Below are 14,440 nucleotides of genomic sequence, written 5' to 3'. Positions count from 1 at the left end.
CTGCGTTTTTATAAATGCTTTGCCTGAGGCGTTTGCCACAGTCTGCTGCATTGCAGCATGGCTGGCAAGCGCCGCACGCTGACTCAGCAGTCGCTTCATTCGATACCACCACGCAGGGGCAGCGAGCCGGCCGGGACGCCGGCTCGCCAGGGCAGGCGTCAGTGCGCTTCTTCCCAGTTGGCGCCGCTGCCGACTTCGGCCACCAGCGGCACGCGCAACTCGGCCACCGTGCACATCAGCTCAGGCAGGCGCGCCTTGACCAGCTCCAGCTCGTGCTCGGGCACTTCCAGCACCAGTTCATCGTGCACCTGCATGATCTGGCGGGTCTGCAACCCGTCGCGCTCCAGCCAGTCCTGCACTGCGATCATCGACAGCTTGATCAGGTCGGCCGCGGTGCCCTGCATCGGCGCGTTGATGGCGGCGCGCTCGGCGGCCTGGCGGCGCGGGCCGCTGCCGCCGTTGATATCGGGCAGCCACAGGCGCCGGCCGAACACGGTCTCGACATAGCCCTGCTCGCGCGCGGTCTGGCGCGTCTCTTCCATGTAGTGCGCCACGCCCGGATAGCGCATGAAGTAGCGGTCGATGTAGTGCTTGGCGGCCTCGCGCTCGATGCCCAGGTTGCTGGCCAGCCCGAACGCGCTCATGCCGTAGATCAGGCCGAAGTTGATCACCTTGGCGTAGCGGCGCTGCTCGCTGCTGACGGCCTCGCGCTCGACGCCGAAGATCTCCGCGGCGGTGGCGCGGTGGATGTCCTCGCCGTTGGCAAAGGCACGCAGCAGGTTCTCGTCGCCCGAGATATGGGCCATGATGCGCAGCTCGATCTGCGAATAGTCGGCCGACACGATCACGCTGCCCGGCTCGGCGATAAAGGCCTCGCGGATGCGGCGGCCTTCCTCGGTGCGCACCGGGATGTTCTGCAGGTTGGGCTCGGTCGACGCCAGCCGCCCGGTCACCGCGGTGGCCTGGCCGTAGCTGGTGTGCACGCGCCCGGTCTGCGGGTTGACCATCTTCGGCAGCTTGTCGGTGTAGGTGGACTTGAGCTTGGACAGGCCGCGGTAATCCAGCAGCAGCTTGGGCAGCGGGTAATCCTCGGCCAGCTTCTGCAGCACCTCTTCGTCGGTCGAGGCCGCGCCGCTGGCGGTCTTCTTCACCACCGGCAGCTTCATCTGGTTGAACAGGATCTCGCCGATCTGCTTGGGCGACCCCAGGTTGAACGGCTGGCCCGCGGCCTCGTAGGCCGACTGCTCCAGCGCCAGCATGCGCTGGCCCAGCTCGGCGCTCTGCGCGGCCAGGCGTTCGGCGTCGATCAGCACGCCGTTGCGCTCGACCTTCTGCAGCACCACCGAGACCGGCATCTCGATCTCTTCATAGACCCGGCGCAGCCCCGCCGCGGCCTCGACCTGCGGGAACATCCTGCGATGCAGGCGCAGGGTCACGTCGGCGTCCTCGGCGGCGTATTCGGTGGCGCGGGCCAGGTCGATCTGGTCGAAGCCGATCTGGCTCGCGCCCTTGCCGCACACCTCTTCATAGGTGATGGTCTTCAGGCTCAGCAGGCGCTCGGCCAGGCTGTCCATGCCGTGGTTGCGGTGCGAGGCCAGCACGTAGCTCTGCAGCATGGTGTCGTGTGCAATGCCGCGCAGCTTGACGCCATGGTTGGCGAACACATGGACGTCGTACTTCAGGTTCTGGCCGAGCTTGGGGCGGCTGGCATCTTCCAGCCAGGCCCGCATGCGTTCCAGCACGAACTCGCGCGCCAGCTGGCCGTGCTCGGGCAGGCCGGCCACGTCAGGGCCGCGGTGCGCCACCGGGATATAGCAGGCCTCGCCCGGCGCCGCCGACAGCGAGATGCCGACCAGCTGCGCCTGCATCGGATCGAGCGACGTAGTCTCGGTATCGATCGCCACCAGCGGCGCGGCCTCGATGCGCCGCAGCCAGTCTTCCAGCATGCCCGCAGTGGTGACGGTCTCGTAGCGGATCTCGGTGGGCGCCGCGTCCTCGGCCGGGGCCGCGCCGGCGTCCGCCGACGGCGCCGGCGCGTCGAACAGGCCGCCCTGCGCGGGCGCGCTGGCCGCGGCACGGGCGCGGGCCTGGGCGCGCGCATCGGGCAGGCTTTCGCCGGTGGCCTCGCGCAGCCAGGTCTTGAAGCCATAGCGCTGGAAGAACGCCACCAGCTGTTCCTTGTCCTCGCCGGTCTCGCGCAGCGCGTGGAAATCGGCAACCGACTTGCTCAGGTCGCAGTCGGTCTTGACCGTCACCAGGCGGCGCGCCATCGGCAGCCATTCCAGCGTGTTGCGCAGGTTCTCGCCGACCACGCCCTTGATGCCGGGCGCGGCCGCCATCACGCCATCGAGCGAGCCATGCTCGGCCAGCCATTTGACCGCGGTCTTGGGGCCGACCTTGGGCACGCCCGGCACGTTGTCGACGGCATCGCCGATCAGCGACAGATAGTCGATGATGCGCTCCGGCGGCACGCCGAACTTGGCCACCACGCCGGGAGGATCGAGCACTTCGCCGCTCATGGTATTGACCAGCGTGACCTGCTCGTTGACCAGCTGTGCCAGGTCCTTGTCGCCGGTGGACACCACCGTGCGCACGCCCTGCTCCGTGGCCTGGCGCGACAATGTGCCGATCACGTCGTCGGCCTCGACGCCGTCGACCACAACGATCGGCCAGCCCAGCGCGCGCACGGCCTCGTGGATCGGCTCGATCTGGCGCGCCAGGTCCTCTGGCATCGACGGGCGGTGCTCCTTGTAGGCCGGATACAGGTCGTCGCGGAAGGTCTTGCCCTTCGCGTCGAACACGCAGGCGCTATACTCTGCCGGGTAGTCGTTGCGCAACTTGCGCAGCATGTTGATCATGCCGTAGATTGCCCCTGTGGGCAGACCCTCCCCATTCCTCAGGTCCGGCAAAGCGTGATAAGCGCGATACAGATAGCTCGATCCATCGACGAGCAAGAGTGTTTTTGGACTATCCGACATTCCCATGGACTCAAAATTGACTGGTGCCGCTGCAGGCGGTGCCTCGACCGCCCCCCTTGCTGACCCGGATGTTGCTGATATCTCCGGCGATACCGTACAACCGCCGCCGGAGGCTGCCTCCGAGCACGCCGCGGCCATTGCCGCTGCGGCCGATGCCGCCGCCGCGGGCAATCCGCCTGAAGTTGCTGCTGAAAAGGCTGCGGCGGCGGCGGCGCGCGCCAATCCGCGCAAGATGATCCCCAGCCTGCGTGCGCTGGCCGACGAAGACCGCGCTACCGCAAAGAAGGCGCGCGCCTCGTGGCAAATGTTCACGATTATGGCAGAGTTCATCGAGGCCACCGAGTACCTGTCCGAGATCCGCCCGGCGGTGTCGATCTACGGCAGCGCGCGCCTGCGCGAGGACTCCCCCTACTACCAGCGCACCATCGAGATCGCGCGACTGTTCTCGGACGCGGGCTTTGCCGTGATCTCCGGCGGCGGTCCCGGCATCATGGAAGCGGCCAACAAGGGCGCGCACGCGGGCAAGTCCGCCAGCGTCGGCCTGAACATCGAACTGCCGCACGAGCAGCAGGGCAATCCGTACCAGGACATTGCCATGCGCTTTCGCCACTTCTTCACCCGCAAGGTCACCTTCGTTAAGAATTCCGACGCCTTTATCGTGATGCCGGGCGGCTTCGGCACGCTCGACGAACTGGCCGAGGTGCTGACGCTGGTGCAGACCGGCAAGTCGCGCTCGGTGCCGGTGATCATGTTCGGCAGCCGCTTCTGGAAGGGCCTGCTGGACTGGTTCCGCTTCACGCTGCTGCCGATGGGCCTGATCGCCGAGCACGACCTGGACCTGATGAAGATCGTCGACGAGCCGCACGAAGTGCTGGAAGCGGTCTACGACTACTACGAGCAGCGCGGCGGCGACAAGCCGATCCCGCCGAAGGAAGAGATGTTCTACCTGTAAGGCCACAGCCCGGGGTCTTGGACTCGCCCGGGCGCCGCGGCCACGCATGCGCCACCCGGCCCGGTGGCGCAGGTGCCCCCCGGGGCACGGCGGCGGCCTGCGCGGGACAGGAATTGCTAGAATGGAACCTGTCCGTCTGCCTAGCCCGGCGCCGCCGGGTTGCAGTCCAACCGCCGCATGCCGCGGCGCTGCGTGCCGCTTGCGCCGCAGCCCGCACAGGAGCACCTGATGACCTCCCCTTCTCCCGTCCGCCCGGTCCGGTCCACGCGCGCCGCCGCCGTGGCCGGCGAGCCTGAATCGCCTGCCAGGCGGCCCGTGTCCGGCCTGGCCGCGGCAGTGGCCGCCGCACTGGCGCTGGCGTCCGGCTGGGCCGTCGCGCAGGAAAGCAATGCGCTGACCCAGCAGGAACTGAACCAGATCAACAACCAGCCGATCGCCCCGGCCGCCAGGTCGCAGCTGAACCAGCCGCGCGAGCCGAGCTTCCAGCTGAACGAGCGCGATGGCACCCAGGTGCGCGAATACCGCGACAAGGGACGCGCCACCGACATCCAGGTCAGGTCGGGCTTCGGCACCAGGTACGAGATGAGCAAGCCGGAAGACAGCTCGCCCAAGATCCGCGAGCACGACGTCAACCGGGTGCCTTCGGTCAACCTGAAGTTCTGAACCCGCTTACCCACGGCCTGGCCTGAGCGCCAGGCCGCGCCGGCCCTCCGGCAGTCATGCCGCGGCGGCGGCCCGGATTTTGTCCGGAACTGGCGCCCGCCGCTTTCCGATTCGCATCACACAACGAGTATGGCCGTATTCACCACGGTCTCGCAGGACGAGATCGCACGCTGGCTGCTGGATTTCGACCTTGGCGAAGTGCGCGAGCTGCGCGGCATCGCCTCGGGCATCGAGAACAGCAATTTCTTCCTTACCATGGAGCACGAGGGCCACACGCGCCAATACGTGCTGACCATCTTCGAGCGGCTGTCGTTCGCGCAGCTGCCCTATTACCTGCACCTGATGGCGCACCTGGCCGGGCGCGGCATCCGCGTGCCCGCGCCGATCCCGGCGCGCGACGGCGAGATCCTGCGCCCGCTCAAGGGCAAGCCCGCCACCATCGTCACGCGCCTGCCCGGCGCGTCGCAGCTGGCGCCCGACGCGCAGCACTGCGCCGAAGTCGGCGACATGCTGGCGCGCATGCACCTGGCCGGCGCCGATTACCCGCGCCGCCAGCCCAACCTGCGCAGCCTGCCGTGGTGGCAGCAGACCGAGCGCGAGATCCTGCCCTTCCTCGATGCCGGCCAGCGCACGCTGCTGCAGCGGGAAATCGCCCACCAGGCGGCGTTCTTCGCCAGCGCTGCGTACGCCAGCCTGGGCGAGGGCCCGTGCCACTGCGACCTGTTTCGCGACAACGCGCTGTTCGAGGAAGACGCCAGCGGCCGCCACCGGCTGGGCGGCTTCTTCGATTTCTACTTCGCCGGCCAGGACAAGTGGCTGTTCGACGTCGCGGTCACCGTCAACGACTGGTGCATCGACCTGGCCACCGGCGAACTCGACCCCGCACGCGCGCAGGCGCTGCTGCGGGCTTATCATGCGGTCAGGCCGCTGACCGAGACCGAGGCCGCGCACTGGCAGGACATGCTGCGCGCGGGTGCGCTGCGCTTCTGGGTGTCGCGACTGTGGGACTTCTACCTGCCGCGCGAGGCCGACATGCTGCAGCCGCACGATCCGACCCATTTCGAACGCATCCTGCGCCGCCGCCTGGACGCACAACCCGCGAACCCTGCGAGCGCCCCGCTCCCCTGGATCTGACCCGTATGCAACTACTGGAAGTCCCTGCCAAGGAAGGCTACACCTGGTTCCGCCAGGGCATCTGGCTGTTCCGCAAGAACCCGCTGACCTTCCTGATGCTGCTGTTCGTCTACCTGATTGCCGCGCAGCTGGCCATCGTGGTGCCGCTGATCGGCATCATCGCGCTGCTGGTGGTCACCCCGGGCCTGTCGGTCGGCGTGATGACCGCCTGCCGCGACGTGATCCAGAACAAGCGGGTGCTGCCCACCGTGCTGCTGGCGGGCTTCCGCGCCAACGGCAAGGAAGCCACGCGCAACCTGCTGGTGCTGGGCGGCATCTATGCCGGGCTGGTGTTCATTCTTGGGCTGATCGCCGGCGCGGTGGTCGACATGAGCGCGCTGGTACCGATCGTGCTGAAGGAAGAGGCGCCGACCGCCGAGGCGGTGCGCCAGCTGTACTACGCCATGCTGATCGGCGCGCTGCTGTACACGCCGATCGCGATGATGTTCTGGTTCGCCCCGCTGCTGGCGGCGTGGCACGGCGTGCCGCCGGTCAAGGCGCTGTTCTTCAGCTGGACCGCGTGCTGGCGCAACCGCGGCGCGTTCTTCACCTACGCGGTGCTGTTCGCGATGCTGCTGGTGGCGATCCCGTTCTTCCTGGAAGCCGTGTTCAGCGCCTTCGGCGCCGAGACGGTGCTGTCGTTCCTGGTCACGCCGTATTCGCTGCTGATGCTGGCAATCCTGTATTGCTCGTTCTATGCGACCTACCGCGGCTGCTTCAACGTGACCCCGCCGGGGGTGGAGCCGGCAGCGCCGGCTACGCCGGGCGCCTGACAATCAAGCGATTGTGCGCTCCCTCTCCCGCTCGCGGGAGAGGGGAGCAAACCGGCGGCAAACACGCCCGCAACTACTCCCCGAACGTCTTCACCATCGCGTCCGCCGCCATGCGCAGGTCGGGCACGAATCCCATCAGCCGGTCCATCGTCATCCGCGCCAGCGGCGCCTGCACCGCGATCGCCGCGCAGGCGCGGCTGCGGTTGCGCATCACCGGCACCGCCACCGCAATCATCCCCTCAAGGTTTTCCTGGTTGTTGATGCCCAGGCGCCGGCGCCGCGTCTGCGCCAGTTCCGCGTGCAGTGCGGCAGCGTCGGTGATGGTACGAGCCGAATGCGCGCGCAGCGGCAGGTTTGCCACCAGACGCTCGCGCTGCGCGCATGGCAGGAACGCCAGCAACAGCTTGCCGCTGGCGGTGCAATGCAGCGGCACGCGCGAGCCCGGCTGCAGGTGCATGCGCAGCGGCCATTGCGTTTCGACCCGGTCCAGGTAGACCACGTCGTCGCCCGACAGCATGGTCAGGTTGCAGGTCTCGCCGACCTTGTCGACCAGCTGCTGCAGGATCGCGTGGCGCGCCGCGGCCGGCCCCGCCTGCATCAGCACGTTGACGGCAAGCTGGCGCACGCGTGACGAACATTCATAGCCGGGGCTGCCCGCCGTGCGCGATACCAGCCAGGTGCTTTCCAGCTGCTTGAGGATGCGATGCACGGTCTGCTTGGGCAGGCCGATCTCCTGCACGATGGCCGACAGCGGCATGGGCCCGTCGGCAGCGGCCAGGATCTCCAGGATGCGGAAGGCGCGCACCGCGGCGGCGTTCGAGTGATTGCTCATGGATGCAATTTAGCGGATTCCGGGACGCCCTGGCGTCCCGAAAACCGCATTACCGGTTGCGGCCCGCAGCCGTGCTCGCGAATGCGCACAAATTGGGACGGCATGCCTGTCCGGGTTCACTAGATTCGATCCGGGGCCGCCGCGGCGGACCTACCCACCAACCCCGCGACCCAATCCCGGAGCCGATCCATGAGTGTGCAGATACTGCAGCGCCAGCAGTCCCATTCCACCGATGTGCCCGCGCAGGAAGACCAGGTCGATGCGATCGTGGCGCGCGCCCGGCAGGCGCAGCGCGCGTTCGCGCGTGCCGGCCAGGCCACGGTCGACACCGCCGCGGCCGCCGCCGCGTGGGCCATCATGGAGCCCGCGCGCAACCGCCGGCTGGCCGAGCGGGCCGTGGCCGACACCGGCCTTGGCAACGTCGACGACAAGATCCGCAAGAACCATCGCAAGACCCTGGGCCTGCTGCGCGACCTGCACGGTCGCAAGACCGTCGGCGTGATCGCGCGTGACCCGGCCACCGGCATCACCGAGATCGCGCGTCCGGTCGGCGTGGTCGCCGCGATCACGCCGTCGACCAACCCCGGGGCGACGCCGGCCAACAAGATCATCAACGCCCTCAAGTGCGGCAACAGCGTGGTGGTGGCGCCCTCGCCCAAGGGACAGGGCACGTGCGAGCTGCTGCTGTCGTTCATCCACGCCGAGTTCGCGCGCGCCGGCCTGCCCGCGGACCTGGTGCAGATGCTGCCCGCGCCGGTGTCGAAGGCATCGACCGCCGAGCTGATGCGCCAGGCCGACCTGGTGGTGGCCACCGGCTCGCAGGCAAACGTGCGCATGGCCTACACCTGCGGCACGCCAGCGTTCGGCGTCGGGGCCGGCAACGTTGCCGCCGTCGTCGACGGCAGCGCGGCGCTGGCCGATGCGGCGGCGAAGATCGTCCGCTCAAAGACCTTCGACAACGCCACCAGCTGCTCGTCGGAGAACAGCCTGGTGATCCTCGACGCGGTCTACCAGCCCATGCTGGAAGCACTCGCCGCCGTCGGCGGCGTGCTGCTGACGGCGGAGGAAAAAGCCCGGCTGCAGGCGCTGATGTGGCGGCACGGCAAGCTCGCCGGCGACATGACCGGCCAGAGCGCGCCGCGCATCGCCGAGCTGGCGGGCCTGGCGCGCGTGCGTGCGCTGCAGCCGACCATGCTGCTGGTGCCGGAGACCGGCGTCGGCGGCGACTATCCCTTCTCCGGCGAAAAGCTCTCGCCGGTGCTTACGCTCTATCGCGCCGCCGACTTCACGGCCGCCGTGGCGCGGGTAGCGAGCCTCTACGACTACATGGGCGCGGGCCACTCGGTCGGGCTGCATACGGCCGATCCGCGGCAGGCGCTGCAACTCGGGCAGGAACTGCCGGTGGCGCGCGTGATCGTGAACCAGGCGCACTGCTTCGCCACCGGCGGCAATTTCGACAACGGCCTGCCGTTCTCGCTGTCGATGGGCTGCGGCACCTGGGGCGGCAACAACTTCTCGGACAACCTCGGCTGGCGGCAATACCTCAACATCACCCGCATCGCCGAACCGATCGCCGAGCGCGTGCCCGACGAGCGCGAGCTGCTGGGCGACTACTTCGCGAGGGTCGGCCAATGAACGCGCGCATCCGCCCCGAGGTGCTCGACACCCTGGCCACGCTGCTGGCCGCCCGTGCCGCGCAAGCCCCCGACAAACTCTACCTGCTGTCTCCCGACAGCGGCCGCGCGCTCAGCTTCGGCGCCCTGGCTGCCGACGCGGCTGCGCTCGGCCGCCGCTACGCCGAGGCCGGCCTCGCCAGCGGCCAGACGGTGTCGGTGTACCTGCCCAACGGCGAGCAGACCGCGCGGCTGCTGCTCGGCACCATGGCGTGCGGGCTGGTGGCCAATCCTATCAACCTGCTGTGCCAGCCCGCGCAACTGCGCTACATCCTCGGGCACGCCGACACGCGGCTCGTTTTCACCTCGCCCGAAGGCGAAGCCGCGATCCGCTCGGCGCTGGCCGACGCCGGCGTGGAGGTGCCGGTAGTGGTCACCGCGCCGGACCACACCGCGCTGCCCGCGCTGCCGGCAAGACAGCCCGGCGCAGCTCCCCTTCCGCCACCGCAGCCCCACCACCCGGCGCTGCTGATGTACACCTCCGGCACCACGGGCACGCCCAAGGGCGTGCTGCTGACCCACCGCAACCTGGTGGCCAACGGCGCCAGCGTCAGCCGCGAGCATGCGCTCGGCGCCGGGGATCGCGTGCTGGCCACGCTGCCGCTGTACCACATCAACGGGCTGGTGGTGACCGCGATCGCGCCGCTGGTGCACGGCGGCTCGGTAGTGATGCCGATGCGCTTCTCGGCCAGCGCGTTCTGGCACGACATTGCCCGCCATGGCTGCACCTGGCTCAACGTGGTGCCGACCATCATCGCCTACCTGCTCAACGATCCCGACGGCCGCGCGCCGGGCGGCGTGCGCTTCTGCCGTTCCGCCTCTGCCGCATTGCCGCCCGAGCACCATCGCGCGTTCGAGCAGCGCTTCGGCATCGGCGTGATCGAGACCATGGGCATGACCGAGACCGCGGCGCCGGCGTTCAGCAATCCGCTGGATCCGCAGCAGCGGCGCATCGGCAGCATCGGCCGCCCGTCCGGCACGCAAGCCCGGGTGCTGGGCCGCGACGGGCAACCGCTGCCCGACGGCGAGATCGGCGAGATCGTGCTGCAAGGCGAAAGCGTGATGGCGGGCTACTACAAGGCGCCCGAGGTCACGCGCGAAGCCTTTACGCCTGACGGCTGGCTGCGCACCGGCGACCTCGGCTACCGCGATGCGCAGGGCTATTTCTACATCACCGGCCGCGCCAAGGAACTGATCATCAAGGGCGGCGAGAACATCGCGCCGCGCGAGATCGACGAAGCGCTGCTGCGCCATCCGGGCGTGCTCGAAGCGGCGGCGGTGGGCGTGCCCGACCCGGCCTACGGGCAGGAGATCGTCGCCTTCATCGTCAGGCGCGAGGCCGTAGCCTGCGATGACGCAGCGCTGCGCGCGCACTGCCTGCGCGAGCTGGGCCGCTACAAGACGCCCAGGGAATTCCGCTTCATCGCGGAATTGCCGCGCGGGCCCTCCGGCAAGGTGCAGCGGCTCAAGCTGCTGGACCCTGCCTGAACTGACGCCCCTTTCCTTCCCCCAAGACCCTCGCCAAGGAGCCCGCTCACCGCCAACACACATCCGGAGACACACACAGAGACACACAGCTGTTTGCTCAAGGACGGGGCAGCGCGGCCAGGACTTGCGCCTGGCGTGCCCCTGACGAGCCGCAAGCGCATGGCAATGGACCATGCGCCGCCGCCCCGTCAACACCACGCGCGCCCGCCGCGCATAGGAGGTGGTTATGAAGCAACGCATCAAGACCCGTCACATGATCCTAGGCGTCATGTGCCTGATGTATTTCATCGCCTATATCGACCGCGTCAACATCTCGGTCGCCGCCCCGCTGATCCGCGAAGAGATGGGGCTGACGTCATCGCAACTCGGGCTGGTGTTCTCGGCCTTTGCCTATCCCTATGCCGCCATGCAGATCCTGGGCGGCTGGATGTCCGACAAGTTCGGGCCCAAGAAGGTGTTGATCGTGCTGTCGCTGATCTGGGGCGTGGCCACGGTGCTGACCGGCTTCGCCGGCAGCGTGCTGATGCTGGTGGTGCTGCGCTTCGCGCTGGGCGTCGGCGAAGGCGGCGCGTTCCCGACCGCGACCCGCGCCTTCACCTACTGGATGCCGGTGGCCGAGCGCGGCTTCGCGCAGGGCATCACGCACAGCTTCGCGCGGCTGGGTGGTGCCATCACGCCGCCGATCGTGCTGGCCATCGTCGCCGCGGCGGGATGGCGCGAGGCCTTCGTCGTGCTCGGCGTGGTGAGCCTGGGCTGGACCGTGCTGTACGCGATGATGTTCAAGGACTCGCCCGACCAGCACAAGCGCGTCACGCCGGAAGAACTGCAGGAGATCGGCTACCGGCGCGGCGATTCGCTGCAGGCGGCCAGGGCGCCCACGCCGTGGCGGCGGCTGTTCCGGCGCATGTGGCTGGTGACCTTCGTCGACTTCTGCTACGGCTGGTCGCTGTGGGTCTACCTGACGTGGCTGCCGTCGTACCTGAAGGAAGCGCGCGGCTTCGACCTGAAGCAGCTGGCGCTGTTCACCGCGCTGCCATTGATGGCAGGCGTGGTCGGCGATACCCTCGGCGGCGTGCTGTCGGACCGCCTCTACCGGCGCACCGGCAACCTGCGCCTGGCACGCGGCGCGATCCTGTTCGTCGGGCTGGCCGGCTCGCTGATGTTTATCGCGCCGATGACCTTCACCGCCGATGCCATCAACGCGGTGATCCTGCTGTCGCTGTCGTTCTTCTTCCTGGAGCTGACCAACGCCGTGCTGTGGAGCCTGCCGCTGGATATCGCCGGCAAGTACGCCGGCACCGCGGGCGGCATGATGAACACCGGCTTCGGGCTGGCCGGCATGGTGTCGCCGGTGGTGTTCGGCTACCTGATCGAGCGTACCGGCAGCTATGACCTGCCGTTCATGATCTCGGGCGCGTTGCTGGGCGTCGGCGCGGTGGCGTCGCTGTTTATCAATCCGCTGCTGACCGTGGACAGCCCCGAGCCCAAGGCCGGAGAAGTGCGGCACGCGCTGTCCTGAGCGCCGTGAAAGGCGCCGGCACTGCCGGCGCCTTTCAGTCGATCGCGTCCAGCTTTGCCACCGCCAGCGCCAGCCACTTGGCGCCATGCCGCTTGAAGTTGATATTGGCGCGCGCATCGGCGCCCTCGCCTTCCAGCGCGGTGATCACGCCTTCGCCGAACTTGTTGTGGAACACCGACTGGCCGACGCGGAAGCCGGTGCCGGCCTCGCGCCTGGCGTCGGCATAGCCGTTGCCGTTGTCCATGCCGCCGGTGGGCTTGGTGCCGGTATAGGGCACGTCCTCGGGCTTGCGGAACCAGTCGCGGCCCCAGGCGTTGTCGCGCTCCTGGCGGCGCACGCCGCCGTAGCTCTGTGCCGGCGGGGTCAGCCATTTGAGCGAGGCCTCGGGCAGTTCCTCGAAGAAGCGCGAGCGCACGTGGTAGCGGGTCTGGCCGTGCAGCATGCGGCTTTGCGCGAACGACATGTAGAGCCGCTTGCGCGCGCGCGTGATCGCCACGTACATCAGCCGGCGCTCTTCCTCCAGCCCGTCGGGGTCCATCATGCTGTTCTCGTGCGGGAACAGCCCTTCCTCCAGCCCGCTGATGAAGACCACGTCGAACTCCAGCCCCTTGGCCGCGTGCACGGTCATCATCTGCACCGCGTCCTGGCCGGCCTGGGCCTGATTGTCGCCGGCCTCGAGCGAAGCGTGGGTCAGGAACGCGACCAGCGGCGTCATCACCACCGGCAGCGCCTCGGGGTCGAGCAGCTGCTGCGACTGGTCGCCGTTGGCCAGCACCGGCGTGGCGGGGCCGCGGTCGGCAGGGATCACCGCGGCCAGCGCTTCCAGGCCGTAGCCCTCCTCGACCACGAAGGCCTGCGCCGCGGTCACCAGTTCCTGCAAGTTCTCGATGCGGTCCTGGCCCTCTTTCTCGCCCTGGTAATGCGTGATCAGGCCACTGTGGTTGATCACGTACTCGACGGTCTCGGCCAGCGTCATGCGGCGCGTGTCCTCGCGCATCTTGTCGATCAGCCGCGCGAACGTGGCCAGCTTGCTGCCGGCCGCGCCGGGCACGTAGGCCACGGCCTCGGCCAGCGCGCAGTCATACTGGCGCGCCATGTCCTGCAGCACCTCCAGCGAGCGCGCGCCGATGCCGCGCGCCGGGAAGTTGACCACGCGGCCGAAGGCGGCGTCGTTGCGCGGGTTCTCCAGCAACTGCATATACGCCAGCGCGTGCTTGATTTCGGCGCGCTCGAAGAAGCGCAGGCCGCCATAAACGCGATACGGGATGCCGGCCGAGAACAGCGCATGCTCGATCACGCGCGACTGCGCGTTGCTGCGGTACAGGATCGCGATCTCGGCGCGGCTGGCGCCCTGCGCGATCTGGTCGCGGATCTCCTCGATGATCCAGGCGGCTTCCTGGCCGTCCGAGCCGCCCTGGAACACCCGCACCGGCTCGCCGTGGCCGGCATCGGTGCGCAGGTTCTTGCCGAGGCGGCGCGCGTTGTGCGAGATCAGGTGGTTGGCCGAATCCAGGATATGCCCGTGCGAGCGGTAGTTCTGCTCCAGCTTGATCATCCGGCGCACGCGGAACTCATGCTCGAAGTCGCGCATGTTGCCGACATTGGCGCCGCGGAAGGCGTAGATGCTCTGGTCGTCGTCGCCCACGGCAAAGACCGCGGCCGGGTTTTGCGTGCCGTGGCCGGCCAGCAGCTTGAGCCACTGGTACTGCAGCACGTTGGTGTCCTGGAACTCGTCGACCAGCACGTGGCGGAAACGGTGCTGGTAGTGCTGGCGGATGGCGTCGTTATAGCGCAGCAGCTCGTAGCAGCGCAGCAGCAGCTCGGCGAAGTCGACCACGCCCTCGCGCTGGCACTGCATGTCGTAGGCGGCGTAGAGGTCGACGAAGCGCTTGTTGAAATCGTCGTTGGCCTCGACGTCGGCCGGGCGCAGGCCCTGCTCCTTGGCGTTGTTGATGAAGTACTGCAGGTTCTTGGCCGGGTATTTCTCGTCGTCGACGTTGAGCGACTTGAGCAGCCGCTTCAGTGCCGACAGCTGGTCCTGGCTGTCCAGGATGGCAAAGGTCTGGGGCAGTCCGGCGTCGCGGAAATGCGCGCGCAGCATGCGGTTGCACAGGCCATGGAAGGTGCCGATCCACATGCCGCGGGTGTTGATCGGCAGCATCGACGACAGCCGCGTCTGCATCTCCTTGGCGGCCTTGTTGGTAAAGGTCACCGCCAGGATGCCCGCCGGCGAGACATGGCCGTTCTGGATCAGCCAGGCAATGCGCGTGGTCAGCACGCGGGTCTTGCCGCTGCCCGCGCCCGCCAGGATCAGCGCCGGTTCGTCGGGCAGGGTGACGGCGGCAAGTTGTTCGGCGTTCAGGTTGGCGAGCAGGTCGGACATCGGAAA

The 14,440-nt window shown here is 68.4% G+C and carries 10 protein-coding genes; 7 read left to right on the top strand and 3 right to left on the bottom strand.

Annotation, left to right across the window (positions count from 1 at the left end; all coding sequences use genetic code 11):
- Nucleotides 1-158 precede the first annotated feature (158 nt).
- The gene (polA, locus tag FHX60_RS02995; protein ID WP_183282516.1) at nt 159-2,978 is read right to left on the bottom strand and encodes a DNA polymerase I; all 2,820 of its coding nucleotides are present in this window, start codon (nt 2,976-2,978) and stop codon (nt 159-161) included.
- A gap of 4 nt (nt 2,979-2,982) precedes the next feature.
- On the opposite strand from polA, the gene FHX60_RS02990 reads away from it, so the two are divergent.
- The 4 genes from FHX60_RS02990 to FHX60_RS02975 all read left to right on the top strand — a co-directional run bounded on the left by FHX60_RS02990 (nt 2,983) and on the right by FHX60_RS02975 (nt 6,539).
- Nucleotides 2,983-3,930: an LOG family protein gene (locus FHX60_RS02990; protein WP_012353484.1), complete on the top strand. Its 948-nt coding sequence runs from the start codon at nt 2,983-2,985 to the stop codon at nt 3,928-3,930.
- Between the two features lie 228 nt (nt 3,931-4,158).
- Complete coding sequence (locus FHX60_RS02985; RefSeq protein ID WP_062802232.1) at nt 4,159-4,593, top strand: hypothetical protein; 435 nt, start codon at nt 4,159-4,161, stop codon at nt 4,591-4,593.
- Between the two features lie 129 nt (nt 4,594-4,722).
- Nucleotides 4,723-5,727 carry a homoserine kinase gene (locus tag FHX60_RS02980; RefSeq protein WP_183282515.1) on the top strand — a complete coding sequence of 335 codons (1,005 nt, stop codon included), beginning with the start codon at nt 4,723-4,725 and terminating at the stop codon, nt 5,725-5,727.
- Between the two features lie 5 nt (nt 5,728-5,732).
- Complete coding sequence (locus FHX60_RS02975) at nt 5,733-6,539, top strand: BPSS1780 family membrane protein (protein ID WP_092307039.1); 807 nt, start codon at nt 5,733-5,735, stop codon at nt 6,537-6,539.
- Nucleotides 6,540-6,612: 73 nt separating this feature from the next.
- Here FHX60_RS02975 and FHX60_RS02970 read toward each other — a convergent pair whose 3' ends face one another.
- On the bottom strand, nt 6,613-7,371 hold the full coding sequence (locus FHX60_RS02970; RefSeq protein ID WP_112774525.1) for an IclR family transcriptional regulator: 759 nt from the start codon (nt 7,369-7,371) through the stop codon (nt 6,613-6,615).
- Nucleotides 7,372-7,560: 189 nt separating this feature from the next.
- Between FHX60_RS02970 and sauS the strand changes: the two genes are divergently transcribed.
- The 3 genes from sauS to FHX60_RS02955 all read left to right on the top strand — a co-directional run bounded on the left by sauS (nt 7,561) and on the right by FHX60_RS02955 (nt 12,051).
- Nucleotides 7,561-9,006: an acylating sulfoacetaldehyde dehydrogenase gene (sauS, locus tag FHX60_RS02965; protein ID WP_183282514.1), complete on the top strand. Its 1,446-nt coding sequence runs from the start codon at nt 7,561-7,563 to the stop codon at nt 9,004-9,006.
- Nucleotides 9,003-10,532: an acyl--CoA ligase gene (locus FHX60_RS02960; protein WP_183282513.1), complete on the top strand. Its 1,530-nt coding sequence runs from the start codon at nt 9,003-9,005 to the stop codon at nt 10,530-10,532. The genes sauS and FHX60_RS02960 overlap by 4 nt, the downstream gene beginning before the upstream one ends.
- Nucleotides 10,533-10,758: 226 nt before the next feature.
- Nucleotides 10,759-12,051, top strand: coding sequence for an MFS transporter (locus FHX60_RS02955; protein WP_183282512.1), 1,293 nt, complete (start codon nt 10,759-10,761; stop codon nt 12,049-12,051).
- 34 nt (nt 12,052-12,085) lie between these two features.
- Here the strand turns inward: FHX60_RS02955 and FHX60_RS02950 are convergent, their stop codons facing one another.
- Nucleotides 12,086-14,434, bottom strand: a complete 2,349-nt coding sequence (locus FHX60_RS02950) for a UvrD-helicase domain-containing protein (protein WP_116600635.1) — start codon at nt 14,432-14,434, stop codon at nt 12,086-12,088.
- Between the last annotated feature and the right edge of the window lie 6 nt (nt 14,435-14,440).

The sequence above is a fragment of the Cupriavidus alkaliphilus genome (assembly GCF_014191175.1).
Lineage (GTDB): Bacteria > Pseudomonadota > Gammaproteobacteria > Burkholderiales > Burkholderiaceae > Cupriavidus > Cupriavidus alkaliphilus.
The sequence above is the reverse complement of the archived record's forward strand: the minus strand, read 5'-3'. Positions and strand labels throughout refer to the sequence as shown.

Bases quoted from the DNA above. Each gene is read 5' to 3' on its own strand.
- FHX60_RS02955 (WP_183282512.1), top strand. From the start codon at position 10,759: ATGAAGCAACGCATCAAGACCCGTCACATGATCCTAGGCGTCATGTGC.
- FHX60_RS02970 (WP_112774525.1), bottom strand. From the start codon at position 7,371: ATGAGCAATCACTCGAACGCCGCCGCGGTGCGCGCCTTCCGCATCCTG.
- FHX60_RS02990 (WP_012353484.1), top strand. From the start codon at position 2,983: ATGGACTCAAAATTGACTGGTGCCGCTGCAGGCGGTGCCTCGACCGCC.
- FHX60_RS02980 (WP_183282515.1), top strand. From the start codon at position 4,723: ATGGCCGTATTCACCACGGTCTCGCAGGACGAGATCGCACGCTGGCTG.
- FHX60_RS02975 (WP_092307039.1), top strand. From the start codon at position 5,733: ATGCAACTACTGGAAGTCCCTGCCAAGGAAGGCTACACCTGGTTCCGC.
- sauS (WP_183282514.1), top strand. From the start codon at position 7,561: ATGAGTGTGCAGATACTGCAGCGCCAGCAGTCCCATTCCACCGATGTG.
- FHX60_RS02960 (WP_183282513.1), top strand. From the start codon at position 9,003: ATGAACGCGCGCATCCGCCCCGAGGTGCTCGACACCCTGGCCACGCTG.
- FHX60_RS02950 (WP_116600635.1), bottom strand. From the start codon at position 14,434: ATGTCCGACCTGCTCGCCAACCTGAACGCCGAACAACTTGCCGCCGTC.
- FHX60_RS02985 (WP_062802232.1), top strand. From the start codon at position 4,159: ATGACCTCCCCTTCTCCCGTCCGCCCGGTCCGGTCCACGCGCGCCGCC.
- polA (WP_183282516.1), bottom strand. From the start codon at position 2,978: ATGTCGGATAGTCCAAAAACACTCTTGCTCGTCGATGGATCGAGCTAT.